This is a genomic window from Paraburkholderia diazotrophica (assembly GCF_900108945.1).
Classification (GTDB): Bacteria; Pseudomonadota; Gammaproteobacteria; order Burkholderiales; family Burkholderiaceae; genus Paraburkholderia; species Paraburkholderia diazotrophica.
In genome coordinates this window covers 282,451-304,295 of record NZ_FNYE01000001.1, presented here as the reverse complement: position 1 = coordinate 304,295, position 21,845 = coordinate 282,451, and the positions used below count along the sequence as shown (strand labels likewise).

Annotated in this window: 30 protein-coding genes and 1 tRNA gene; 21 read left to right on the top strand and 10 right to left on the bottom strand. The window is 63.1% G+C overall.

Annotation, left to right across the window (positions count from 1 at the left end):
- Window positions 1-43 precede the first annotated feature (43 nt).
- The 17 genes from BMW76_RS40965 (at window position 44) to BMW76_RS01310 (ending at window position 10,753) form a co-directional block, all read left to right on the top strand.
- The gene (locus BMW76_RS40965; RefSeq protein ID WP_177200278.1) at window positions 44-217 is read left to right on the top strand and encodes a hypothetical protein; all 174 of its coding nucleotides are present in this window, start codon (window positions 44-46) and stop codon (window positions 215-217) included.
- Between the two features lie 37 nt (window positions 218-254).
- On the top strand, window positions 255-932 hold the full coding sequence (locus BMW76_RS01385) for a hypothetical protein (RefSeq protein ID WP_143062184.1): 678 nt from the start codon (window positions 255-257) through the stop codon (window positions 930-932).
- Window position 933: 1 nt separating this feature from the next.
- Complete coding sequence (locus BMW76_RS01380; protein ID WP_090861907.1) at window positions 934-1,164, top strand: hypothetical protein; 231 nt, start codon at window positions 934-936, stop codon at window positions 1,162-1,164.
- Window positions 1,161-1,859: a hypothetical protein gene (locus BMW76_RS01375; RefSeq protein ID WP_090861905.1), complete on the top strand. Its 699-nt coding sequence runs from the start codon at window positions 1,161-1,163 to the stop codon at window positions 1,857-1,859. The genes BMW76_RS01380 and BMW76_RS01375 overlap by 4 nt, the downstream gene beginning before the upstream one ends.
- A 2-nt stretch (window positions 1,860-1,861) precedes the next feature.
- Window positions 1,862-2,215 (top strand): hypothetical protein, encoded by a 354-nt coding sequence (locus tag BMW76_RS01370; RefSeq protein ID WP_143062183.1) that lies wholly within the window; start codon window positions 1,862-1,864, stop codon window positions 2,213-2,215.
- 99 nt (window positions 2,216-2,314) lie between these two features.
- Window positions 2,315-3,127 carry a hypothetical protein gene (locus tag BMW76_RS01365; protein WP_322789256.1) on the top strand — a complete coding sequence of 271 codons (813 nt, stop codon included), beginning with the start codon at window positions 2,315-2,317 and terminating at the stop codon, window positions 3,125-3,127.
- Between the two features lie 10 nt (window positions 3,128-3,137).
- On the top strand, window positions 3,138-4,259 hold the full coding sequence (locus BMW76_RS01360; RefSeq protein ID WP_090861898.1) for a phosphoadenosine phosphosulfate reductase domain-containing protein: 1,122 nt from the start codon (window positions 3,138-3,140) through the stop codon (window positions 4,257-4,259).
- A 14-nt stretch (window positions 4,260-4,273) separates the two neighbouring features.
- A complete protein-coding gene (locus tag BMW76_RS01355; protein ID WP_090861896.1) occupies window positions 4,274-5,242 on the top strand; it encodes a DNA cytosine methyltransferase in 969 nt (322 codons plus the stop codon).
- A 3-nt stretch (window positions 5,243-5,245) separates the two neighbouring features.
- The gene (locus BMW76_RS01350; protein ID WP_090861894.1) at window positions 5,246-6,001 is read left to right on the top strand and encodes a deazapurine DNA modification protein DpdA family protein; all 756 of its coding nucleotides are present in this window, start codon (window positions 5,246-5,248) and stop codon (window positions 5,999-6,001) included.
- The gene (locus BMW76_RS40100; RefSeq protein WP_143062182.1) at window positions 5,989-6,174 is read left to right on the top strand and encodes a hypothetical protein; all 186 of its coding nucleotides are present in this window, start codon (window positions 5,989-5,991) and stop codon (window positions 6,172-6,174) included. Before BMW76_RS01350 ends, BMW76_RS40100 begins: the two co-directional genes overlap by 13 nt.
- 29 nt (window positions 6,175-6,203) lie before the next feature.
- Window positions 6,204-7,310 carry a hypothetical protein gene (locus tag BMW76_RS41740; protein ID WP_245763087.1) on the top strand — a complete coding sequence of 369 codons (1,107 nt, stop codon included), beginning with the start codon at window positions 6,204-6,206 and terminating at the stop codon, window positions 7,308-7,310.
- A complete protein-coding gene (locus BMW76_RS40095; protein WP_143062181.1) occupies window positions 7,303-7,563 on the top strand; it encodes a hypothetical protein in 261 nt (86 codons plus the stop codon). The genes BMW76_RS41740 and BMW76_RS40095 overlap by 8 nt, the downstream gene beginning before the upstream one ends.
- 67 nt (window positions 7,564-7,630) lie before the next feature.
- Window positions 7,631-8,140 (top strand): hypothetical protein, encoded by a 510-nt coding sequence (locus tag BMW76_RS01330; protein WP_143062180.1) that lies wholly within the window; start codon window positions 7,631-7,633, stop codon window positions 8,138-8,140.
- Window positions 8,137-9,108, top strand: a complete 972-nt coding sequence (locus BMW76_RS01325) for a phage Gp37/Gp68 family protein (protein WP_090861890.1) — start codon at window positions 8,137-8,139, stop codon at window positions 9,106-9,108. The genes BMW76_RS01330 and BMW76_RS01325 overlap by 4 nt, the downstream gene beginning before the upstream one ends.
- The gene (locus tag BMW76_RS01320) at window positions 9,105-9,476 is read left to right on the top strand and encodes a hypothetical protein (RefSeq protein ID WP_090861888.1); all 372 of its coding nucleotides are present in this window, start codon (window positions 9,105-9,107) and stop codon (window positions 9,474-9,476) included. The genes BMW76_RS01325 and BMW76_RS01320 overlap by 4 nt, the downstream gene beginning before the upstream one ends.
- A gap of 51 nt (window positions 9,477-9,527) precedes the next feature.
- A complete protein-coding gene (locus tag BMW76_RS01315; protein WP_090861886.1) occupies window positions 9,528-9,734 on the top strand; it encodes a DUF4224 domain-containing protein in 207 nt (68 codons plus the stop codon).
- Window positions 9,731-10,753: a tyrosine-type recombinase/integrase gene (locus tag BMW76_RS01310; protein ID WP_090861885.1), complete on the top strand. Its 1,023-nt coding sequence runs from the start codon at window positions 9,731-9,733 to the stop codon at window positions 10,751-10,753. Before BMW76_RS01315 ends, BMW76_RS01310 begins: the two co-directional genes overlap by 4 nt.
- Window positions 10,754-10,893: 140 nt before the next feature.
- Here BMW76_RS01310 and BMW76_RS01305 read toward each other — a convergent pair.
- Together BMW76_RS01305 and dusA are read right to left on the bottom strand one after the other, a co-directional pair.
- Window positions 10,894-10,969, bottom strand: a tRNA-His gene (locus BMW76_RS01305).
- Window positions 10,970-11,061: 92 nt separating this feature from the next.
- Window positions 11,062-12,063 (bottom strand): tRNA dihydrouridine(20/20a) synthase DusA, encoded by a 1,002-nt coding sequence (gene dusA, locus BMW76_RS01300; protein ID WP_090861883.1) that lies wholly within the window; start codon window positions 12,061-12,063, stop codon window positions 11,062-11,064.
- Window positions 12,064-12,441: 378 nt separating this feature from the next.
- Between dusA and BMW76_RS01295 the strand changes: the two genes are divergently transcribed.
- On the top strand, window positions 12,442-12,708 hold the full coding sequence (locus BMW76_RS01295) for a hypothetical protein (RefSeq protein WP_090861881.1): 267 nt from the start codon (window positions 12,442-12,444) through the stop codon (window positions 12,706-12,708).
- 304 nt (window positions 12,709-13,012) lie between these two features.
- On the opposite strand, the gene BMW76_RS01290 is transcribed toward BMW76_RS01295, so the two are convergent.
- Entirely contained in the window at window positions 13,013-13,264 is a 252-nt protein-coding gene (locus BMW76_RS01290; RefSeq protein WP_090861879.1) for a hypothetical protein, read from the bottom strand.
- A gap of 46 nt (window positions 13,265-13,310) precedes the next feature.
- A complete protein-coding gene (locus BMW76_RS01285) occupies window positions 13,311-13,511 on the bottom strand; it encodes a hypothetical protein (RefSeq protein WP_090861877.1) in 201 nt (66 codons plus the stop codon).
- Between the two features lie 267 nt (window positions 13,512-13,778).
- Here BMW76_RS01285 and BMW76_RS01280 point away from each other — a divergent pair, with 267 nt between their 5' ends.
- Window positions 13,779-14,060: a hypothetical protein gene (locus BMW76_RS01280; protein ID WP_090862514.1), complete on the top strand. Its 282-nt coding sequence runs from the start codon at window positions 13,779-13,781 to the stop codon at window positions 14,058-14,060.
- Between the two features lie 98 nt (window positions 14,061-14,158).
- On the opposite strand, the gene BMW76_RS01275 is transcribed toward BMW76_RS01280, so the two are convergent.
- From BMW76_RS01275 to ssuD, 4 genes are all read right to left on the bottom strand, one after another.
- A complete protein-coding gene (locus tag BMW76_RS01275; RefSeq protein ID WP_087739191.1) occupies window positions 14,159-14,374 on the bottom strand; it encodes a TOBE domain-containing protein in 216 nt (71 codons plus the stop codon).
- A gap of 57 nt (window positions 14,375-14,431) precedes the next feature.
- Window positions 14,432-15,457 carry an ATP-binding cassette domain-containing protein gene (locus tag BMW76_RS01270; protein ID WP_245763086.1) on the bottom strand — a complete coding sequence of 342 codons (1,026 nt, stop codon included), beginning with the start codon at window positions 15,455-15,457 and terminating at the stop codon, window positions 14,432-14,434.
- Window positions 15,454-16,269: an aliphatic sulfonate ABC transporter permease SsuC gene (gene ssuC / locus BMW76_RS01265; RefSeq protein ID WP_090861875.1), complete on the bottom strand. Its 816-nt coding sequence runs from the start codon at window positions 16,267-16,269 to the stop codon at window positions 15,454-15,456. The genes BMW76_RS01270 and ssuC overlap by 4 nt, the downstream gene beginning before the upstream one ends.
- A 63-nt stretch (window positions 16,270-16,332) precedes the next feature.
- Complete coding sequence (gene ssuD, locus BMW76_RS01260; protein WP_090861873.1) at window positions 16,333-17,490, bottom strand: FMNH2-dependent alkanesulfonate monooxygenase; 1,158 nt, start codon at window positions 17,488-17,490, stop codon at window positions 16,333-16,335.
- A gap of 645 nt (window positions 17,491-18,135) precedes the next feature.
- Here ssuD and BMW76_RS01255 point away from each other — a divergent pair.
- Window positions 18,136-18,555 carry a hypothetical protein gene (locus tag BMW76_RS01255; protein WP_090861871.1) on the top strand — a complete coding sequence of 140 codons (420 nt, stop codon included), beginning with the start codon at window positions 18,136-18,138 and terminating at the stop codon, window positions 18,553-18,555.
- 106 nt (window positions 18,556-18,661) lie between these two features.
- Here the strand turns inward: BMW76_RS01255 and BMW76_RS01250 are convergent, their stop codons facing one another.
- Window positions 18,662-19,792 carry an enoyl-CoA hydratase/isomerase family protein gene (locus BMW76_RS01250; protein ID WP_090862511.1) on the bottom strand — a complete coding sequence of 377 codons (1,131 nt, stop codon included), beginning with the start codon at window positions 19,790-19,792 and terminating at the stop codon, window positions 18,662-18,664.
- Between the two features lie 103 nt (window positions 19,793-19,895).
- Window positions 19,896-20,636: a TetR/AcrR family transcriptional regulator gene (locus BMW76_RS01245; RefSeq protein WP_090861869.1), complete on the bottom strand. Its 741-nt coding sequence runs from the start codon at window positions 20,634-20,636 to the stop codon at window positions 19,896-19,898.
- A 143-nt stretch (window positions 20,637-20,779) separates the two neighbouring features.
- Here BMW76_RS01245 and BMW76_RS01240 point away from each other — a divergent pair, with 143 nt between their 5' ends.
- Window positions 20,780-21,775 carry an NAD-dependent epimerase/dehydratase family protein gene (locus tag BMW76_RS01240; RefSeq protein WP_090861867.1) on the top strand — a complete coding sequence of 332 codons (996 nt, stop codon included), beginning with the start codon at window positions 20,780-20,782 and terminating at the stop codon, window positions 21,773-21,775.
- Window positions 21,776-21,845: the final 70 nt, after the last annotated feature.

Sequence of the window (21,845 nt, the reverse complement as noted above, 5' to 3'; positions counted from 1 at the left end):
CTGCAGCGTGATTCGCTGCACCTGATCCCGAAAAGACTCACCGATGGAATCGTTCATCATTTTCCTTTTAGGTGTACTGAGCGGTGTCGGGATCTGCGTATGCGTCGCAGCGATCGCGGTCGTGAAGTCTGGCGCGAAGCATGACAGCGCGTTCACGATCGAGCGCCTCCCCGAGCACGAAAGCAACGCAGCGCCCTACCCGCGCTACTACGAATAGATCTCCGACCACGGCGGCTCCCCCGAGCCGGCGCTTTGTGGGTGCAGTACTGGCCCACTCTTTTTTGGACACTGACATGACCTGCACACAAGAACGATTCGAACGAGACACCGCGCACCATGAGATGACGATCCTGCGCGACAACGGCGTCGACCGTCACATCATGTTCCGTCAGCCGGGCAATAGCGCGTACTGGTTCGAAATCCTGACGTGGCCGGGAACGCTCTGCATCAAGGGTGACATGGGGACGTACGTGTTCTCGCGCCTGACCGACATGTTTGCATTCTTCCGCACCGATCGAGGAAATGACCCGAGCAAGCTGTACATCAACGAAGGCTACTGGTGCGAAAAGCTTCAGGCGGTGGACTGCAATGGTTATGGCGACGGGAAAGCGCGAGAGTTCGACGCAGAAAACTTCGAGCGGCATGTGCGCGATCACATCGAGAGCCATCTGGAGGGGTACGAAATCACGGACGAGCGCCGCGCCGAACTGATGGAACGGATTCGCGATGAGGTGCTGAACCATTCGCATGACGGCGAGGTTCGCGCTTTCGATGCGCTAATGGAATTTCACGACGACGAATTCCCGCGCCTTTTCGAAGACTGCTGGGAGTGGAGCTGCAAGGAATACACATTCCGCTTCATCTGGAATCTGTACGCCATCGCCTGGGCAATCCGCCAGTACGACGCGGCTAAGGCCACGGTGGAGGCCTGACATGCCCTACGTCAATGTGTATGTCGATGCGCAAGACGTGCTGGATGACATGTCGGACGATGACCTCGCAAAGGAAATGCGCAAGCGGGACATCCCATATGCGGGCGATACGGACGAGGCGAAAGTAGATCTCGAAAAGGTCTTTTACGCCTTCTACTTCGGAAAAGAGCACGAGGCAGTCGCGCTGATGCGCAAGTACGTTCAGGACGTCACCGGGAGGACGCTGCCGTGAAAGAACGTCCGATCCTCTTCAGCGGCCCGATGGTGCGTGCTCTGCTCGATGGAAGCAAGACGCAGACGCGCCGCATCGTGAAGAACCAGCCGCCTGCTGATGTCTCGCCGATCCGCGTTGCGCACTATCACCCGACCGTCATCACGCGCACTGGCGACGAAGAGCCCGGCGCCGAGATCTTCGGCGCATACAGCGACGACGGCGAATGGGGCAGCAAGTGTCCCTACGGCGAACCCGGCGACCGTCTCTGGGTGCGCGAGACGTGGCAAGGGCCGATGTGGGAAGAAGGCACGTGGGACCCAGACACCGACTATCACAAGCCGGAGTTCTGCGAATACCGGGCCGACGGCGGTCCGATTCCTGAGTACGTCGACTTCGAAGACAACCTGCATCAGGGTTGGAAGCCGTCCATCCACATGCCGCGATGGGCGTCGCGCATCACCCTCGAAATCACCGGTGTACGCGTCGAGCGCCTGCAGAGCATCAGCGAGGCCGATGCAGCCGCAGAAGGCGTCGAGAGCCTGCGCAACGAAGGTGAGTACTGGAAAGACTATCTGCGATCAACCGAGCGGTGCGACGAACTGATCTGCATCAATGCCCGCGATTCGTTCAGGACGCTTTGGGACCGGATCAACGGCGATGGTGCATGGGCGGCCAATCCGTGGGTCTGGGTCGTCGAATTCAAAAGGATCTGAGCATGAGCACAAAACACACACCGGGCCCTTGGACGGCGAAAGACGAAAGCGGCATGTATTTCTGCGAGCACGATTGGCACGCGAACAACGACTCTGTGTCGTTGACGACGTCGGCGCCCGTGCACGCAAACGGCCAAGTGGTCGCACTCGTTGTTTCCGAAGATTGGAACGACGCGAAGATCGACGCCAACGCACGCTTGATCGCGGCATCGCCGCTGATGCTGGAGAAGTTGTACGCGTGCAAGGCAATGTGCGGCCGAATCATTGACCAGCACGGCGGCGTCCTCGGCGGTATCGACTTTCACGCGCTCGCGATAGGTGTCGATGCGGCCATCGCTGCAGCTACGGGTGCCTGAGTCATGCCAATGAGAGCGCAACCGGCATTACTCGCAGGCGCTGCGACCGTGACTGCTGCGTGTCTGTCCGTTATGGCGGGCTGGCAGCGGGGAGGATTCGTGATCGAGCGGGTGCTCTGGATCGCCGTCGGCGTCGTGCTGGTTGTCGCCGCTCACCTGCTCCCTGCCCTGATCCGTTCGCACGGCTGGCGCATCCGTATTGTCGGCGCCCTGCTCTGGATCGGATGCATGGCGGCTACCTGCTACGGGCATGCGGTCTTTTTCCTCCTGGCTCAGAAGCATGCTGGCGAGGTGCGTGCCGCAGCAGTACCGGCAGTAGCCACAACTGGTCGCAGTCTCGCAGTCATCGCCGCTGACCGCGCCGTCATCGTCTCGCAACTTGCCCGTGTGACCGAGCGCCGATGCGCCGAGCCGTGCCCGAGCCTTCGGATCGAGCGCGCGAGCCTCGCCGCGCGGCTGGATGCGATCGATGCCGAAGCAGCACAGGCGAAGCGTCAGGAAGCCGCGCAGGACCGCGCCGACGCCGCGCGCGCCGCTGCCGTAACCGATCCCGTGACCGGCATGCTGACCGCGTTCGGCCTCCCGTCAGGTCGCGTCGAATTGCTCGCCGGTCTCGCTTTCGCGGCAGTACTCGAAGCAGTCGCGTGCTTCTGCTGGCTGCTCGCGCTGCGCCCGGTCGAATCGCTCAAACCCAATACTGGCGCGGCAGTAACGGTAGTCACCGAACACGGTAACGCCGTGACCGAGCCTGTGACCGAACCGAAAGCGGCGCCCGAAACGACCGTCGATGACGTTACCCGCGTCGCCGCTGAGATTGCCGCAGGGCGACTCCGCGCGACCGTGACTGAGATCCGCAAATACCTTGGCTGCTCGCAGACGCGCGCCTCGGCCATCCGCAAACAAATCGCATAACGAGAAGGGTATGAGCAAAAAGCCCGTCATCCACGTGGTCTCGATTTCCGCCGGCAAGGACAGCCAGAAGGTGCTGCTAAAGGCTGTTGAGCGCGTGCCGCGTGAGTCGATCCGCGCGATCTTCTGCGACACCGATAACGAGCACCATCATGTGTATGCGCACCTTGACTATCTTGAGCAGACGACCGGTGTGCGCATTGACCGGCTGAAAGCTGACTTCACCGCGCAGCTGGCCGCAAAACGTGTGTTCATCGCCCGAGACCTTCGTACCCGACGTGAATACAAGCGTGTCCCGAAGGTCGATCGCTACGGCAGGCCGGTCTATCTCAAGAATGCGGACGGCACCCTCAAGCTGGTCCCAGTCTACGCGGAGGACGACGAGGACGGCGAGCCGATCGACTGGAGGCCGATCCAGAAAATGGGCTGGGACGGCGGCCGAAAGGTGCGTTGGAGCAACAAGGCAAAGCGTCGCGCCCTATCGGTGATGTACCCCAGCGGGAATGCGTTCCTCGACCTCTGCATGTGGAAAGGCCGCTTCCCCTCGCGGAAGGCTCAGTTTTGCACGGAAGAGCTGAAGCGGAACATGGCCGTCGCCTATCAACTCGATCTGGTCGATGCCGGATACCACGTGGTCAGCTGGCAAGGTGTTCGACGTGATGAATCGCATAACCGGCGCAATGCGCGCGTGTTCGAGCGTGTCGGACGCGGTATGTACATTTATCGGCCGATCGTCGAAGACACCGCAGCACAGGTTATCCAGTTCTCACTTGAGCGCGGCGTCCGGCTCAATCCGCTGTACCGCGAAGGCCGGTCGCGCGTCGGTTGCAACCCATGCATCAACGAGAACAAGGACGGTCTTCGTGAGATTTCGCGACGCGATCCCGAGCACATCGACCGGATCGAAGGCTGGGAGTTGATCGTCGGCATGTGCTCGAAGCGTGGGTTCTCGACCTTCTTTTCGGACGGCCACGACGCGGCAGATCGCCGGAAGGTGTATGCCGCCCTGAACATCCGCGCCCGCGTCGAGTGGGCGAAGACCACGCGCGGCGGCCGGCAATACGACCTGCTAGCAGACGTCACCGATTCAACGGGCTGCGCTTCCTCCTACGGACTCTGCGACAGCGCCGCCTGATACGACTTGACCCGATGCCCGCTTACTACAACGAGATCGACCCATACGCCGCGCAGTGGCTGCGCAACCTGATAACCGCCGGGCACATCGCGCCGGGCGACGTAGACGAAAGGAGCATTGAAGATGTCCGACCTGATGACCTGCGAGGCTACACGCAGTGCCATTTCTTCGCCGGCCTTGGCGGATGGTCGCGTTCGCTTCGAGTCGCCGGATGGCCGGATGACCGACCTGTTTGGACCGGTTCCTGTCCTTGCCAACCTTTCTCCGTCGCAGGCAAAGGACTTGGGTTTAATGACCCGCGACACCTCTGGCCTGCGTGGTACTGGCTCATCAAGGAGCGACGCCCTGCAATCCTCTTTGGAGAACAGGTTGCGGCAGCGACTGACTGGCTCGGTCTCGTGCGACATAACCTGGAAGCGCTGGGATACGCCGTGGGGGCAATGCCTATCGAAGCCGCGAGCGCAGGTGCGGAGCACTTTCGGGATCGTTGTTGGTTTATGGCCCACGATGCCCAGCAACGCGCCGGCGCGCGACGGCTACAACGAGGCCGGCAACAGCGCGGGACAAGTGGCAATTCGCAAGATCCTGCTGGCTCTATATCCCACTGCTACGACACCGAGCGGCGGCCAGACCATTCCTCAAGGAACGTCGATGTCTGGACGCCGCCCGGATGGGTCGAAAGCTCAAGTGACGCTCCAGAACGTGGTGCTCGCGATGTGGTCGACGATCCGGGCTTCGGATGGGGAGAAGGGTGGACCGAACATGAGTTTCGGAGCCGGGGGTTCGCCGCTGCCGTCGCAGGTATCGACGGTTGCCAATACGTCGAATGCCCCGATGGAAAGTGGCGGCGGCTCCCTCCACCCCGAGTTCGCTGGCTGGGAAATGGGATACCCGCCCGAGTGGCTAAGTTGCGCGCCATCGGAAACGCCATCGACCCGCGCCCGGCAGCGGAATTTATCCGCGCGGCACTCGAAGTGATCTGACGCATGCGGTTCTTCACGGGGCTTCACCAACCATCCGATGCACAGCACTTCGACGCGGCGTTCATCAGCAAAAATCGGCTGGCGAAGCGCAAGTCGGGATTCGCGGTCGGTGACTGGATCATGGACAGCGGCGCGTTCACCACGATCCTGACCCACGGCGGCTACCCGGAAGGCGTCGAGGTCTACGCGGCAGAGATCAAGCGCTGGTCGACGAACGGGAATCTGCTGGCGGCGGTAGCGCAGGACTATATGTGCGAAGCGCACATGCTGAAGATCACAGGCATGACGATCGAGCAACACCAGCAGCTCACGATCGAACGGTATGACGCGCTGGTGAAGTGCGACGTCGGCGGCGTCTACATCCTGCCGGTGTTGCAGGGTTACGACCCAGAGGATTACGTGCGGCACATCGAGATGTATGGCGATCGATTGGCGCAAGGTGCGTGGGTTGGAGTCGGGTCGGTGTGCAAGCGCAACGGTGACCCCCGCGCAATCGAGCGGGTGCTGATGGCGATCAAGGCAGTGCGGCCGGATTTGCGGCTTCACGGGTTCGGGCTGAAGTCGACGGCGCTGTCGTCGTGGATTGTGCGGGAACTGCTGCACACCGCCGACTCGATGGCGTGGAGCTACTCGGCGCGCAAGCAGGGAAGAAACGGAAACGACTGGCGCGAGGCAAAGCGCTGGACCGAGCGAATCAACAGCCGGCCGGAACCGGCGCAACGAGGCCTTTTTACGGCGGAGGAACTATGTCTGATGTGAAGTGCAAACAACCGAGCGATTGCATCGACTCCGCGAGCTGCGCGCTGATGCATGACTGCGCGATGATCGGGCCGCGCCTGACGGAACGCGTGCAGGTGGGCTCGACGACCTACGAGAAAGGCACGCTGGCGCAACTCGCTATCGAAGCCGTCAAGCGCGCTAGCCGCGCCTGATCTGATCTACCGCAAGGACAACGATAACCATGACTACCAAACAAACCATTCCGGCCGCTGTGCTCGACGCGCTCCGCTTTTATGCCCACGGCCACCATTTCAACATCGACGCCGATCAGCAGCAGTTCGATACGGTCAGCGGAGAGCCGCAAAACTGGCTGTTCAGTGAGCGCGACGACGACTGCACGATGATCGAAGACGGGAGCATTGCGCGCGCTGCGTTGTGCGGCGGCATCCAAGGCTTCGAAGAACCCACAGAACCGGTCGAGGGCGAAGTGTTTTCCGCCACTCCCGCAGCAGTGGCGCCAGCCGTCGATGCGATGGATGTGGCCGACGATGCGTTTTGGGATGCGCGACCGCAATTCGACACGCTGGGCGTTCCGCGCCTGAGTTTTCGTGAGCTGGTTCGCGAGCACTACCAGCACTATTTTTCGCGTGACAAGGCCGCCGAACTGGCTGAACGCCACATCGACGATGTGGCAAACGCCGAGATCAAGCGCGCGGCCGAGGCGCGTGCATCGTTGGCGGCGGCCAGTGAGCCGGTTATCTCGGACGAGTTGCATCCGGACACGGCTAAGCTCGTGCGGCGGTTCGCCCGCTCGCTTGCGAACAAACTGCTGGCGGCTCAGCGCAAGTACGGCTACTCAAACAACTGGCTGCGTGATGACTGGATGGACGAGTGCCGGGCTGAACTGATGCGGCATGTGCAGAAGGGCGACCCGCGCGACGTTGCGGCCTATTGCGCATTCCTTTGGCATCACGACGCGTCGACCACGCCTGTAGCCAGGGAGCCGAATGCGTCGCTGACGGGTCATCAGGTTGATCTGCTGATTGCCGCCTGCAAAGACTCGGGTTTCAGCCCAACCGCAACGGCAGTGATCGGCACGCTTGTTCAGAACGTTCTGCGCGAAACCACGACAGTGCAGTTATCCACACAAACGGTGGATAAGCCTGTGCAAAAGCAAGGTCTGACTGGCGAGCAGGTCGACAAGATCATGGAACAAGCGCAGGTGTTCGCATCGGCATGGTCGCTCGTGGGTGGCGTCTTCGATTCCGGCAATGCGCTCGAAACCGCCGAGGAAGAGAAGGAAGCACTCCGCGACCTTCTGCGCGAATCGGAGCAATTCAATGGCTGACGTGAAGCAGCTCCCGGTTCAGGGGGCCACCAGCCGACCAGCACCGCGCCGCATCATGCGGCCGTGCGAATACGGACTGTGGGGGACCATGCGCGACCTCGAAACGCAGCTCGGCACCGTCGAGGCTTACAACCGGCTATGCGATGCGGCGGCAGCGCTGAAGGCAAAGATCGATAGCGGCAACGCCCAGGCGCAGCACAAGATGTGGGCGACTGATCCGAACTTTATATATCCGGCAGGACACCATGACTGAAGATCTGATCGACCTGATCGCGAACGACGGCCGGCGCAACGCCGCCGGCGGCATTTACTCGACGCGCGTGTACGAGTTCGCCAACGCTATCGAAGCCGAAGCGACCACGCCGCTTCTCGCACGCATTGCCGAGTTTGAGCGCATTCTCGACGGCCTGCCGCAAGACGCGATCGACGGCGGCTGGACGGCGCGAGGCATCAGCGCATACGCGAAGAAGCTCGAAACGCGCATCGCCGAACTCGAAGCCCGTATCGCTGCCAATGGCGCGGAGCCGGGAACGCGGCTGCTGGTTAAGCCCGAGGAAGTGATTCTCCGCGTCGGCCCAGGCTTAATGGTCTTCGGCGATCGCGAAAAGGTTGATGGTGTCGCCAAGCTCATCACTGACGGCGCCGCCCCTGTCGCTGACAGCGCGATGGCGAAGGATGCGGAGCGCTGGCGTCACGTCTATTCCGGCCCGTTCGTATTCTGCCGCGTTCGCGACGATGGGACGCTTATCAATCTAGGTGGTGGATACGTTGGTAAATACGCAATCGACGCTGCTATCGCGGCATCCGCAGAGAAGGGAGATAAGGCGTGAGCGAGAACAGCAAAATCGAATGGACCGATCACACGTTCAATCCGTGGGAAGGCTGCCAGAAGGTCGGGCCCGGCTGCGATCACTGCTACGCCGAGACGCGCAACGCGCGCTTCGCCGGCGGCACGGCGATCAATTGGGGGCCGGGCGCGCCGCGCCGGCGCACGTCGGTTGCGAACTGGCGCAAGCCGCTGCAATGGAACAAGGCGCACGCTGAGTTCTTCGCGCAGCACGGCCGTCGCCAGCGTGTGTTCTGCGCATCGCTCGCCGACGTCTTCGACAACGCCGTCGATCCGATCTGGCGTCGCGATCTGTTCGACCTGATCGAACTCACGCCGAATCTTGACTGGCTGCTGCTGACGAAGCGCATCGGCAACGTTTTCGAGATGGTCGCACGCGCCCGTTCGCACGACTGGCTGGCGGGACGCCACAACGTCTGGCTCGGCGCGACGGTCGTCAATCAGGCAGAGGCCGACCGCGACATCCCGAAGCTGCTCGCTGTGCCCGCGCGCGTGCACTTCCTCTCCATCGAGCCAATGCTCGGGCCGATCGATCTTGAGCGACCCATGCCCGGGCCCGACCTACCGCAGGGCGGCGGTGCTTCGATTTGCCAGCCGTGGATGATCCAGAGCGGCATCGATTGGGTGATCTGCGGCGGCGAAAGCGGACCCGGCGCGAGGCCGATGCATCCGAATTGGGCCAGAGATGTGCGTGATCAGTGTGCCGAGGCAGGCGTGCCGTTTCTGTTCAAGCAATGGGGCGAATGGACTCCCGGGGAGAACGTCGGGCGGCAAACCGGTGTCGTGAAGACCGCGCACTGGTTCGCAGACGATTGGATGTTCGGCGAAGAAAGTCTCGCGAGCTACGGGCACGTCGATGACGAGCCCGATTTGTATCGAATTGGCAAGCGCGCCGCCGGACGCCATCTCGACGGCCGCACGCATGACGAATTCCCGCGAGGTGCGGCATGAAGGTCCGACACATCGCAGCGCGCGCCTCGATGCTCTCGCGGCGCCTTGCAGCCGCATTCGAGCAACCTTTCGACTGGCATCCCAGCTACATCGAAGGCGGATGGGACGATGACGAGCGGTATTACGACGACAGCTGGGACGATTTCGACGACGCATGCCCGCATGGGCGCCTGTATTGCGACAACTGCGAAATCTGCGACGACGAGGACATCTACGTCGACACCTGCACAGGCTGCGGCCGTGCATTTGGCGCGCATGCCGGCCTGGCCTCGTGGGATCGCGATCGAGAAGGTGGCATCGCACCGCAACTTTGTCATCGGTGTTGGCGCGAGCACGGATACGCATGGCCGGAGAGTCTCACTGCATGACTGAAGCAGCACAACGAATCATCGAAACAACGAGAAAACACTGGGGTGTCAATGAGCATCGTGACGAATGAGCAGCTCGTCGAACTGACGGGAGGCCTTACGCAAGGCGCCGCGCAAAAGCGCTGGATTAAGAAGGCGCTGGGCATCGACGCGCCGCGCAAGGTCGATGGTCATCCCTTGCTGACGTGGGAGCAGGTGAATCGCGAGCCCGGCACGCAGCAGCGCCGCACCGCGCCGAAGTGGAAGAACGCAGCATGAGAAAACCGGTGCGTGACGGCCTGCTTCCGCGCATGGAAGCGCGCCGGACGAAGAAGGGATTCACCTATCGCTATCACCCGGTGGGCGGCAAGCCAGTCAATCTCGGCAGCGACCGTGTCGAGGCGATCCGGAAGGTGCTGGATATGACGGGCGCCGGCGATGACATCGGCACGATCAGGCGGCTGTGGGAGCAGTTTCAGGAGACACCGGGTTGGAACCGATATTCGCAATACACGCGCGCTGATTACACGCAGTGCTCACTCAAGCTGCTTGAGATTTTCGGTGACATGCGAGCGTCCGACATCGACGCGACGGACGTTGCCAAGTATCTGCGGAAGGAGCGCGCAGACGCGCCCGTGCGCGCCAACCGCGAGGCTGCGTTGCTGTCGAACCTGATCGGTCTCGCGATCGAGCGCGGGGAGGCGAAACACAACCCGTGTCGCGAGGTGAAGCGCAACGAAGAGCAGCCACGCACGGAAGCTCCTGAACCGGCCGATTTCGCCGCGTTCTCGCAATGGCTCGCTGACCAGGGTGGCCAGCGCGCAATGATCGGCATGGCTGCGGAGTATGCGGCCGGTGCGGGCAACCGCAAGGTGGAGTTTCTCGACCTGTCGTGGCCGCAGATCGATCGCAAAGCTGGGCATATCCGGGTAAAGCGAGCGAAGCAGCGCGGCAAGAAGCGCGGCGAAGTTATCGAGCAGATCGAGATCACGCCGCACATCACGGCCTTGCTCGACCGCCTTGAGGTCGTCCGCAAAAACGACTGCCTGTATGTCTTCCCGAATCGATCGGGCAACGCATACACGCAGGCGGGCTTCAAGGCGATGTGGCAGAAGCTGATGGTCGAGGCGATCAAGAAAGAGGTGATCGCGCATCGATTCACCTTCCACGACCTGCGCGCCTACTACGTCACCCAGCACAAAGCGGAGCGCGGCGCACTGCCCGATCTGCATGCAAATCCCGCGACTACCGCTCGAGTCTATGACCGATCGAAGATCGTGAAGCGCCGAGCGCTGTGAGTACTATGTGATTTGGCGTATGTCGAGCGAGGGTCGCTCGATTCCCAAAATGGGAATTTTGGCGGGAACATAAAGCAAAAACGGCACTGGATAAAATCACAGTGCCGTTCGCTAAAGCCTTGATAGACTTGAATTCTTTCTGGGGTGGCTGATGGGACTCGAACCCACGACGACAGGAATCACAATCCTGGACTCTACCAACTGAGCTACAGCCACCACTGCCCTACACCTTCGCCGCTTGCCGCTGAATCCAGCTCAGCAACGAAGAAGCGAGATTATACAAACACGAATCGTATTTGCAAAGCCCTTTATTCAAACATTTCGCTGGGCTCGCGCAAATGCTGTCGCGCCTCGTCGAAAATCGCAAGATCGCGCGCAGCCAGCTTTTTGCTGTCCGATAACACGCGCCGCCATCCGCGCGCACCCGCGACGCCGCGATACAACCCCAGCGCGTGACGCACGATCGCGCCGAGATACGTGCCGCGCGCAAGTTCGGCGCGGCAGTACTCGATCAGCTTCGCTTCCGCTTCCTCGCGTGTCGGCGGGGGTTGCGTCGAGCCGTAGAAACGCGCATCGACATCCGCGAGCACATACGGGTTGTGATACGCCTCGCGTCCAAGCATCACGCCATCGACGTGCTCCAGATGCGCATCGACTTCGTCGAGCGTCGTGATGCCGCCGTTGATGATGATCTCAAGTTGCGGAAAGTCCCGCTTCAACCGATACGCGTAGTCGTATTTGAGCGGCGGAATCTCACGATTCTCTTTCGGGCTCAGACCTTTGAGGATCGCATTGCGCGCATGCACGATGAACACGTTACAGCCGGCCTCGGCAATCATGCCGACGAAGTCGCGCACGAACGTGTAATCCTCCACAGCATCGACGCCGATCCGGTGCTTCACCGTCACGGGCACCGAGACCACATCGCGCATCGCTTTCACGCAATCGGCGACGAGTTGCGGCTCGTTCATCAGACATGCGCCGAACGCACCGCGCTGCACGCGCTCCGACGGGCAACCGCAATTCAGATTGATCTCGTCGTAGCCCCATTGCTCGCCGAGCTTCGCCGAGCGCGCCAGATCGTCAGGCTCGCTGCCGCCGAGTTGCAGCGCGACGGGCGCCTCATCGGCCGTAAACGCCAGATGGCGCTCGACGTCACCGTGAATCAGCGCTCCCGTTGTCACCATCTCCGTATACAGCCAGGTGTGCCGCGACAGCGTGCGGTGAAACGAGCGGCAGTGGCGATCGGTCCAGTCCATCATCGGCGCGACGGACACGCGGCGGGGACTGGCAATGGGCTTCGAGGACATGGGGCGGCAGACAGAAGGAAAACGACGAAGGAAACGCGAACGGCAAACGCGTAAGAACAGGCCAACGCGTAAGAACCAAACCGCTCATTCTACCGCAAGCCGGCCTCCCGCCCCTCGTTCCGCGTGGCGACGCTCCCGGAAGCCCATGATTTACATGAGGTTTTTCCAAGCGGTAAGAGCGGCTTATCAGGGCGCATACGCGCGAAATCACCGCCAGACGGACGTCTCATCATTGTTTCCGATCGAAGAATAGTAATTTCAAATTATCGGCACAAAGAATCGATAGTAGGGGTATACACTGCATTCCATCGACGTTGCGAACAGACCCAAGCACCACGCAACGTCTCTTACTGAATCAAATATGACGGAGAGTTCACCATGAAGACCAAGCTTATCGCCGCAGTTCTGATCGCCGCTTCCGCCACGCTGGCTGCTCCCGCTTTCGCAAGCGGCTACGGTCCGGCTCCGCATTACAACCCGACGGTCGGCGCGCCGGCTTCGCAGCAAGGCCAGACCGCACAGACTCTGGCAGCCGAACAGGCACAGCAAGCGAACGTCGCGTATGGCGGCGTGCAAAACGGTTCGTCGCAAGGCGGCAAGCATGAGCCGCAGACTGGCCCGGGCTCGGTGTTCTTCGGCCACTAAGCCGAAGCTGGACGGGCAGCAGGTTTCGTAGCAGGCAGTACCACGCAGCACAGGCAGTACGCAGTTCTGGCAGTACCCGGTAGTGTTGTAGTGCAGTTCCAGAAGTGGCAGTACCGCAGTCGAAGCAGTCAAGAAGTGCCGTTGATGGTGCAGTTCGAAGTACCAGTAGTTCGAAGTACCAGTACCACGTAGTTGCCGTACCCTGGTAGTACCACGCAGTTCGTTGTTGCAGGTGCAGTCGAGCCGGATGTTCTCCACGGAGCATCCGGCTTTGTTTTTGCGCGATCGAATGTGGTGTCCGAGCTTATCCGCCGGCGGCAAGCAGCTCGGTATTGATCGCTTCCCGCGCGGCCTGAAAGCCCGCTTCGGCAGCGGCGTGCTCCGTCGGCCAGAAGCGGTCGATGTGCACGAGCCGCCAGTCCAGCATCACCGCTTCGCCCTTGAGCACGCGGAAATGCGCCTTCACCCCCGTCAGGACCTGCTCGACGGCGACCTCCATGTCGAAGTCCTTGTAGCGCTCCTGATAGTCGCCCATGTCGATGCCTTTCGGCTCCATCGCGCCTCCCTCTTTCCGCAGTGTCGTTTAGCGCCGGTGTGCACGCTCAGTCGCAATCGCCGGACAGGTACTTTCTGCCGTCACAGGTGATTTCGATACCCGCGCCTTTCGACGATTTCGCCACCAGCCCCGCGCCGAGTAGTTCCTTCTCGACGACGGGTTCGACGGCAGGCGGCGCCTGCCCCGTCCCGACATCGTTCAATTGCCGCAAGGTATCGATTGCATCCGTACTCAGGGATTTCGTCATCGCCGCCTCCGCACGCGCTGACGGCGCACCGCCCGTCTGGCGATGCGCCCTCTGGCGCTCGATTCACCGCTCAATCCATGCTAGCACTTCCAGCCGGGATTGCTGGAAGCGCGGCGCCGACGCGAAATGGATGCAAAGGGTTCGAAACCCGCGCAAATACGCAGAATTTCCACGCAAGGACGCGGTCTACAAGAGAACAGCACACGTCGCGCGCAGGCTGGCACGCGCGTCGCAACGGAGCCAAAAAGAAACAGCACGGAGAACGCGATGATTCACACGATCAACACGCACACGCTATTCGGGCGGAAGGTATTGGCGCGAATCGGCGCGGCTGTCTTGCTCGCAGCGTCCGCAGGCGTTGCGGGGACAGCGCTCGCGCAGAACGCGACGTCCGAATCCAGCGCGCCGATGGTGAAGCCCCCGCCCCCGGCAGCATCGGGCACCGCGAGCGCGACCAATCCCGACAACATGCCCGTCAAGAAGCCGCGCAAGCCGACCAACGACAAGATGATGCACAACCCGCCCGCCAGCGCGACGAACGCGAGATAGCGCGGCGTCGCGCGCCGGCGAAGGAAGCGTGGACGGCACGTGTACCTCACCGCGAACAAGGCGGTCGGCGGGCCGCGCCGCTCACACACGCACAATGTTCACAGCCTGGCGAGCGACACCTCCGTCGACTTCACGAGCGCAACGACTTCCGCGCCGACCTTCAGTTCGAGTTCGTCGATCGACCGCGTCGTGATCACCGACGTGACGACGCCGAACGGCGTGTCGACGTCGACTTCCGACACGACGGGTCCCCGGATGATCTCCTTCACTTTGCCTTTGAACTGGTTACGTACGTTGATGGCGGAAATGCTCATATCGGATGGCTCCGTGAGTGGATAAAGAGGTTCCAGCGAGGTTCCAGCGGCCAGCGCTCACACCGCCCAGCGGACGTCGCGCGGATGCGCGCCGACCGGTTCCCCCGTCGCGCTCGCGCTGGCATCGATTGCCGGGGACTCATGCAGCGCGTGTGTTTTCATCACGCGCTGCAAGACGCGCTCTTCGAGCTTCGCGAACGCCGCCGACGCCCTTTCGCGCGGACGCGCGAGCGGCACCCGTTGATCGAGCGCGATCCGGCCGTCTTCGATCAGCAGAATGCGGTCGCCGAGCGCGACAGCCTCGTGCACGTCGTGCGTGACGAGCAGTGCGGTGAAGCGATGCTCGCGCCACAGCCGTTCGATCAGCGCGTGCATTTCGATGCGGGTCAACGCATCGAGCGCACCGAGCGGCTCATCGAGCAACAGCAGCTGCGGCCGATGCACGAGCGCGCGCGCCAGCGCGACGCGCTGCCGCTGGCCGCCCGACAGCCGCGCGGGCCAGTCGTTCGCGCGCTCGAGCAGACCGACTTCGGCGAGCACCGCGCGCGCATCGTCGCGCGATGAACGGCCAAGTCCCAGCATCACGTTTTGCAGCACCGTCTTCCATGGCAGGAGACGCGCATCCTGAAACATGATCCGCGTGTCGAACGGCTGCGAGCCGTCCGCGCGTTTGTCGAGCGTGCCCGAGCTCGGCGCTTCGAGACCGGCGATCAGCCGCAACAGAGTCGACTTGCCGCAGCCGCTGCGCCCGACGATCGACACGAAGCTGCCGCGTTCGATCGACAGATCGAAGTCCGCGAGCACGGCGCGCTCGCCATAGCGCTTGCCGACGCCGCGCAATGCGACGGACGCGTCGCTTGCGTCGCGCGTGGTCTTGCGCAACGCGAGCGCATCGGCGTCGCGGGAACGGTCGGTCACGTCATGCAGCGCACCTGCATCGCGCTCGGCAGCGTCGATAGCGTCGACAGCGGCAGCCACTGTTTCATTCGATCCGCGCTCATGCGCGCGCGGATGCTGTCGTTGCGCGTCGAGATCGGCGCGCGCCGCGCCGCCGAACGATGCCGGCAATGTGCTTGCGCTCATGCTTTCGCTCCTTGCTGATAAGCGGGATGCCAGCGCAGCGACACGCGCTCGAGTCCTTTCGCGAGCATGTCGGCGAGCTTGCCGAGCGCCGCGTACAGCAGAATGCCGACCACGACCACATCCGTTTGCAGAAACTCGCGCGCGTTCATCGTCATGTAGCCGATGCCCGATTGCGCGGAGATCGTTTCCGCGACGATCAGCGTGACCCACATCAGCCCGAACGCGAAGCGCACGCCGACGAGAATCGACGGCAGCGCGCCCGGCAGGATCACGTCGCGATACAGCGCGAATCCCTTTACGCCGTAGCTGCGCGCCATTTCGATCAGATTGGCGTCGACGGACCGAATGCCGTGGTACGTGTTCACGTAGATCGGAAAGAACACGCCGAGCGCGACGAGAAACACCTTCGCCTCTTCCTCGATGCCAAACCAGAGGATCACGAGCGGAATCATCGCGAGCGCAGGGATGTTGCGGATCATCTGCACGGTCGTGTCGAGCGCGATATCGACGGGCTTGAAGAGACCCGTCGCGAGCCCGAGCATGAAGCCGATGCCGCCGCCGATCGCGAAGCCCGACACCGCGCGCCACGTGCTCACCTTCACGTCGGCCCACATCTCGCCCGACTCGATCAGCGACCACGCGGCCTTCACGACGGCGAGCGGCTCGGGCAGCACGCGCGTCGACAGTACGCCGCTGCGCGCGGCGAGCTCCCACGCGATGAGGATGACAAGCGGCACGAGCCACGGCGCTGCCTTGCGTGCGAGCCGCGCGAATGCGGGGCTCGCGATGTTCTTGCCAGAAACAGTCGGCATAAACGACTCCTTTACGCGGACGATGCGCTCGATCGCGCGTCGCCCGCATGCGTCAGAACAGGTCTAGCTTTGCGCCGCCTTCGGCACATAGTTGTTGCCGACAATTTCGCCGAACGGCCCCGACAACGGACCGCTTGCGCTCGCGCGCTGGCGGCCCGGCAGCAGCGGGAACACGAGTTCTGCGAAGCGATACGACTCTTCGAGATGTGGATAGCCGGACAGGATGAACGTCTCGATGCCGAGGTCCGCGTATTCCTGCATGCGCGCGGCGACCTGTTCGGGGCTGCCGACGAGCGCCGTGCCCGCGCCGCCGCGCACGAGCCCAACGCCCGCCCACAGATTCGGATAGACCTCGAGTTCCTTGCGCGTGCCGCGCTTGCCGCCATGCAACGCGGCCATGCGCCGCTGGCCTTCGGAATCCATCTTCGCGAACGAGGCCTGCGCGCGTGCGATCGTGTCGTCGTCGAGCTTGCTGATGAGCTTGTCCGCGGCGGCCCACGCTTCGTCTTCCGTCTCGCGCACGATCACATGCAGACGGATGCCGAATCTGATCTTGCGGCCATGCTGCGCGGCGCGCGCGCGAATGTCCGCGATCTTCATCGCGACGGCTTCGGGCCGTTCGCCCCAGGTCAGATACGTGTCGATGTGCTCGCCCGCCATCTCGTGCGCAGCCGGCGACGATCCGCCGAACCACAGCGGCGGATGCGGATTCTGCACGGGCGGATACAGCAGCTTGCCGCCCTTCGATTTCAGATGCTTGCCGATGAAGTCGATCGCTTCGCCGCCATGCGCGCTCGTCAGCAGTCCGCGCCAGATGCGCAGGAACTCGTCGGTGATTTCGTAGCGCGTATCGTGATCGACGAAGAGCCCGTCGCCTTCCAGCTCGGCGGCATCGCCGCCCGTCACGACGTTGATCAGCAGACGCCCGCCCGAGAGCCGGTCGAACGTCGCCGCCATGCGCGCCGACAGTCCCGGCGACGCGATGCCCGGCCGGATCGCGACCAGAAACTTGAGCCGCTGCGTGACGGGAATCAGGCTCGACGCGACGACCCATGCGTCTTCGCACGAACGGCCCGTCGGCAGCAGCACGCCCTCGTAGCCGAGCGTATCAGCGGCGACGGCGATCTGCCGGAAGTAGTCATAGTCGGCTGCGCGCGCGCCTTGCGACGTACCGAGATAGCGGCTGTCGCCGTGAGTCGGAATGAACCAGAACACATTCATGGGCTGCTCCTGCGTTTGTTCGAGTTGATGTCAGTCGGTGCCGGATGGCTGGCCGGTTGCGTCGCCCGCCTGTTTTCGCGCTCGCATGAGTGCACGGCTGCGTTTCGAACGGACGTGACCGCGCGATGCCGCGCGCGAGGCGGCGCATCGGAACGGAGTAGGGAAAACGGATAAGACCGCGCGAAGAAACAACCGCGAAAGAGCGCGTCAGCGGCGACAGCGCGGCGGCCTGCGCGCAAAGCATGGATCGCGTGCCGCGCACGAAGCGGCCGGGCACCCGCGAATCGGCATCGGATCGGACATCGCGACAGCTTCTCTCATGTGAATCACGTGGAACGCGCGCGCAACGCGCGGCGTGTTAATCCGCCGGCGGTGCATGCGTCCTGAGCACGCCGCCGCCGTCTGCATGGAAAAAGAGTCTATGGATCGCGCGCTTTCTTTTGAACGATTTTTTTGAGCTTAGGTTTTCCACTTTCGTGATTTACCTGACGCTGCAGCATACGTCGCGCGCACCTCGTCGCCGCATGTTCCGCGCGTGCTCGCACGAAAACAGCAGCGCGCCGCCGATATAATGGCGCTCGATCCAATCAACCTGCGCGGGCGTAACGCTTAGTCATCGACGCCCGGCGACTGACGCTGTCAAGCATGCAAAAAATCATCCTGCCGTTCGTGTCCGGCTTTCTCGCGTCGCTGTTCTTTCACGAGTCGACGCTCGCGCTTCTGCACGCGGCCGGTCTCATCGACCCGACAGGGTTCTCGACAGCGCCATTCGCTCCCATCGGCCTGCCCGAATTCATCGCGAACGCGATCTGGAGTTCCGTGTGGGCCGTGCTGATGGCGTGGCTGCTGCGCGTATCGCCCGAGCGTCCCGCGCCGTGGATTCCCGCATTCGTGTTCGGCGGGATTGTGCTGACGGCGGCGTCCGTGTTCGTCGTCGATCCCATTCGCGGCATCTGGCCGACGGGCAACATGCTGCCGCGCCTCGCGCTCGGCTTTGCATCGAATGCGATGTGGGGATGGGGCGCGCTCGTGTTCATGCGCGCCTTCATGACAGCCGAGGACTGAGACCGCTGCGTTTTTTTCTTCGGGCCTGTGTTCTGGTCACGGCCTGCGTTCTGTTCGGGTCTGCGTTGTGGTCACGGCCTGCGTTCTGTTCGGGTCCGCGTTGGCCTCAGCCCTGCAGGTCGCGCAACGGATGCTCGTGCGCGGGCCACGGGCTTTCGAACATCTTCTCGACGTCCGCACGCGTCACGTCTTCGATACGCGCAAAGCGCCAGTCCGGCTTGTTGTCCTTGTCGACGATGCGCGCGCGGATGCCTTCCGGCGCGTCGCCCCATTCGAACGACGAGCGCGTCAGATCGAGATCGCGCCGCAGACATTCGGCCATCGTCCCTTCGGCGCGCGTCACCACTTCGAGCGAAACGGCCATCGACAGCGGCGAGCGCTCGCGCAGCACGGCGGCCGTCTGCTCGGCCCAATCGGCGCTCGCGCAATCGCCTTCGCGATCGAGCGAGCGGACGATCTGCGCGACGTCGGGCAATGCGAAGTGCCTGTCGATCAACGCGCGCGCGTCGGCGAGCGGCGAGATGTCGGGCAACGGCACGACCTTGTGGCACTGCGCCTCGCGCTCGACGCACGCAACCACGTCCGCGCCCTGCTCGAACGTCTGCGTCTTGAGCCCGTCGATCAGCGCGGGGATCGCATCGTCGGGCAGGTACGCGTCGGCGAGCCCCGCGTAGAGCGCATCGGCGGCGCCGATCGTCTCGCCCGTCACAGCCAGATAGCGGCCGATCGCGCCCGGCGTGCGCGCGAGAAACCATCCTGCGCCGACATCGGGAAAGAGGCCGATGCGCGTCTCGGGCATCGCCATGCGCGTCGACGACGTCACGACGCGCAGACCGCCCGTGCGATGCGCGCCCTGCGAAATGCCCATCCCGCCGCCCATCACCACGCCATTCATGAACGCGATATAAGGCTTCGTGTACGCGAAGATCGCGTGATCGAGCCGGTATTCGTCGATGAAGAAGGTATCGACGGCTTCGCGGTCGCCGCGCCGGAACGACTCGTACAGGTAGCGGATGTCGCCGCCCGCGCAGAACGCACGCTCGCTCGTGCTGCGCACGACGACGGCGAGCACGCCGGGATCGTCGCGCCATTGATCGAGCGCCGCGTGCATCGCTCGCATCATGCCGAGCGACAGCGCGTTGAGCGCCTTCGGCCGGTTCAGTTCGATGAAGCCAATGCGGTTGGCGACATAGGCGATGAGTTCGTCAGAGGCGCTGCGCGATTCGGGTATCGACATGGTTCGTACGTAAAGCGGTTGAATGATGTGCGGCACATACGTTAGCACGCGGGCGAGTTCTTCAGCGACGGCGGTGGTCGTGCCCTGGGGCAAGCGGACGGTACTACGGGGCCCTGGTTTTCGATGAAGCCGCGCGGCGTGCTTTCGTTCCTTCCGATGCTTCGGACGCATTCGCGTCGCCGGCTGGGTTTTTGGCGGCGCTCGCTTCTGCTTCGCCGGATGCGTCCGTCTGCTGCGCGCCGAACCACGCGACGAGCGCCGCGTCCACCACGGCGTCGAGCGGCGCGCGCGGAAACACGGGGCAAGTCAGATGCAACGCGACGATGCCATGCATCGTCGCCCACAGCGCTTCCGCGCAGACGTGGCTGTCGGGCGCGCCGGGCAGACGCCCCTGCGCCTTCAGCGCATCGATCGACTCGACCATCAGACGAAATGCGGTATCGCCGGGATCTTTATCGGACGCGCCGGCGTCGCCGACCAGCGCGGCGCCCGTGTACGACGGATCTTCCATGAAGATCAGCCGGTACGTCTGCGGATGTGCGACGCCGAACGCGACATACGCGCGCCCGATCGCTCGCAGCCGCTCGGCAGGATCGGCGATCGGGATCAGCGGCTCGAAGGTGGCCAGCAGTTGCGCATAGCCTTCCGCGCACAGCGCATGCGCGATCGCGTCGCGGCTTTCGAAGTGCAGATACAGCGTGGCGGGCGAATATTCGATCGCGTCGGCGATCTTGCGCATCGACAGCGCGCCAAAACCTTCCCGCATGACGATGCGCCGCGCGGCATCGAGGATGCGCTCGCGCAGCTCCAGCTTCTGACGTGTCTTTCTTTCGGCGATTCCCATGCAGGCAATTTTCGGGTTGACAAACTGAAAAGTCAAATTAAACTGAACACCGTTCACTGAACGCTGTTCATCAAGTTTCTTGCGCTCCGCGCGGAGCTGTTTCGACAGTGCCGCAGCCGACGGCGCGTTTTGCGGGAGTCGTCATGGACAATGCAGCACAGATCGGCCTGTTAGGCGCGGCGGGCGCCGCCGGACAAAGCATCGCCCACGCGCTGGGCGCGGCGGGCCGCCGCTATCGCGTGATCGGACGTGGCCGGGCGGCGCTGCAGGCGTCGTTCGGTCACGATCCCCTCGCGGAAATCGTCGCGTGGAATCCCGACGATCCCGCTTCCGTCGCGTCGGCGGCCGCCGGATTGCAGACGGCCGTGTATCTCGTCGGCGTGCCCTATCACCAGTTCGAAAAGCATCCGGTGCTGATGCAAAAGACGCTCGACGGTCTGCGCGCGGCCGGCGTGCAGCGGCTGATCCTGATCGGCACCGTGTATCCGTACGGTCGGCCGCGCAGCCGGCCCGTCACGGAATCGCATCCGCGCGAGCCGCACACTTTCAAGGGCAAGATGCGGCTTGCGCAGGAAAATCTCGTCATCGACGCGCATGGACGCGACGGGCTCGAAACGCTCGTGTTGCGCTTGCCCGATTTCTACGGGCCGGGCGTCGAGCGCAGTTTTCTGCATGGCGTATTCGAAGGGGCGGCGCTCGGCAAGCGCGCGCAGATGATCGGCCCCATCGACGTGCCGCACGAGTTCGTATTCATGCCCGACGTCGGGCCTGTCGTCGAACGGCTGTCGCGCACGCCGGAGGCTTTCGGGCGCGTGCTGCATCTGGCGGGCGCGGGCACGATCACGCAGCGTGAAATCGCCGAACGCGCGTATGCGCTCGCGCAACGCGAGCCCAGGCTGATGGTTGCGGGCAAGACGATGCTGCGCGTGCTGGGCCTTTTCAATCCGATGCTGCGGGAGCTGGTGGAAATGCACTACCTGATGACGGACCCCGTCGTGCTCGACGATACGGCGCTGACCACGCTGATCGGCCCGGTCATCAAGACGTCGTACGAAGCAGGCATCGCGCAGTCGTTTGCCGCCGCGCACCGTGCTGGACGGCAGGCTACGCAGCGCGCGGATGCGAAGCAGCCCGCATGACAGGTGTGAGCCACGCCCGTCCGGCGCGGACGAAGAGCGGACGAAGAGCGGACGAGGAACAGACGAATAG

Excerpts from the sequence above, each read along its gene's own strand:
- BMW76_RS01310 (WP_090861885.1), top strand. The coding sequence starts at position 9,731 with ATGAGAAAACCGGTGCGTGACGGCCTGCTTCCGCGCATGGAAGCGCGC.
- BMW76_RS01285 (WP_090861877.1), bottom strand. The coding sequence starts at position 13,511 with ATGACGAAATCCCTGAGTACGGATGCAATCGATACCTTGCGGCAATTG.
- BMW76_RS01290 (WP_090861879.1), bottom strand. The coding sequence starts at position 13,264 with ATGGAGCCGAAAGGCATCGACATGGGCGACTATCAGGAGCGCTACAAG.
- dusA (WP_090861883.1), bottom strand. The coding sequence starts at position 12,063 with ATGTCCTCGAAGCCCATTGCCAGTCCCCGCCGCGTGTCCGTCGCGCCG.
- BMW76_RS01355 (WP_090861896.1), top strand. The coding sequence starts at position 4,274 with ATGCCCGCTTACTACAACGAGATCGACCCATACGCCGCGCAGTGGCTG.
- BMW76_RS40965 (WP_177200278.1), top strand. The coding sequence starts at position 44 with ATGGAATCGTTCATCATTTTCCTTTTAGGTGTACTGAGCGGTGTCGGG.
- BMW76_RS01320 (WP_090861888.1), top strand. The coding sequence starts at position 9,105 with ATGAAGGTCCGACACATCGCAGCGCGCGCCTCGATGCTCTCGCGGCGC.
- BMW76_RS40100 (WP_143062182.1), top strand. The coding sequence starts at position 5,989 with ATGTCTGATGTGAAGTGCAAACAACCGAGCGATTGCATCGACTCCGCG.
- ssuD (WP_090861873.1), bottom strand. The coding sequence starts at position 17,490 with ATGAATGTGTTCTGGTTCATTCCGACTCACGGCGACAGCCGCTATCTC.
- BMW76_RS01245 (WP_090861869.1), bottom strand. The coding sequence starts at position 20,636 with ATGGGAATCGCCGAAAGAAAGACACGTCAGAAGCTGGAGCTGCGCGAG.
- BMW76_RS01380 (WP_090861907.1), top strand. The coding sequence starts at position 934 with ATGCCCTACGTCAATGTGTATGTCGATGCGCAAGACGTGCTGGATGAC.
- BMW76_RS01270 (WP_245763086.1), bottom strand. The coding sequence starts at position 15,457 with ATGAGCGCAAGCACATTGCCGGCATCGTTCGGCGGCGCGGCGCGCGCC.
- BMW76_RS01275 (WP_087739191.1), bottom strand. The coding sequence starts at position 14,374 with ATGAGCATTTCCGCCATCAACGTACGTAACCAGTTCAAAGGCAAAGTG.
- BMW76_RS01250 (WP_090862511.1), bottom strand. The coding sequence starts at position 19,792 with ATGTCGATACCCGAATCGCGCAGCGCCTCTGACGAACTCATCGCCTAT.
- BMW76_RS01360 (WP_090861898.1), top strand. The coding sequence starts at position 3,138 with ATGAGCAAAAAGCCCGTCATCCACGTGGTCTCGATTTCCGCCGGCAAG.
- BMW76_RS41740 (WP_245763087.1), top strand. The coding sequence starts at position 6,204 with ATGACTACCAAACAAACCATTCCGGCCGCTGTGCTCGACGCGCTCCGC.
- ssuC (WP_090861875.1), bottom strand. The coding sequence starts at position 16,269 with ATGCCGACTGTTTCTGGCAAGAACATCGCGAGCCCCGCATTCGCGCGG.
- BMW76_RS01370 (WP_143062183.1), top strand. The coding sequence starts at position 1,862 with ATGAGCACAAAACACACACCGGGCCCTTGGACGGCGAAAGACGAAAGC.
- BMW76_RS01350 (WP_090861894.1), top strand. The coding sequence starts at position 5,246 with ATGCGGTTCTTCACGGGGCTTCACCAACCATCCGATGCACAGCACTTC.
- BMW76_RS01315 (WP_090861886.1), top strand. The coding sequence starts at position 9,528 with ATGAGCATCGTGACGAATGAGCAGCTCGTCGAACTGACGGGAGGCCTT.
- BMW76_RS40095 (WP_143062181.1), top strand. The coding sequence starts at position 7,303 with ATGGCTGACGTGAAGCAGCTCCCGGTTCAGGGGGCCACCAGCCGACCA.
- BMW76_RS01255 (WP_090861871.1), top strand. The coding sequence starts at position 18,136 with ATGCAAAAAATCATCCTGCCGTTCGTGTCCGGCTTTCTCGCGTCGCTG.
- BMW76_RS01295 (WP_090861881.1), top strand. The coding sequence starts at position 12,442 with ATGAAGACCAAGCTTATCGCCGCAGTTCTGATCGCCGCTTCCGCCACG.
- BMW76_RS01280 (WP_090862514.1), top strand. The coding sequence starts at position 13,779 with ATGATTCACACGATCAACACGCACACGCTATTCGGGCGGAAGGTATTG.
- BMW76_RS01240 (WP_090861867.1), top strand. The coding sequence starts at position 20,780 with ATGGACAATGCAGCACAGATCGGCCTGTTAGGCGCGGCGGGCGCCGCC.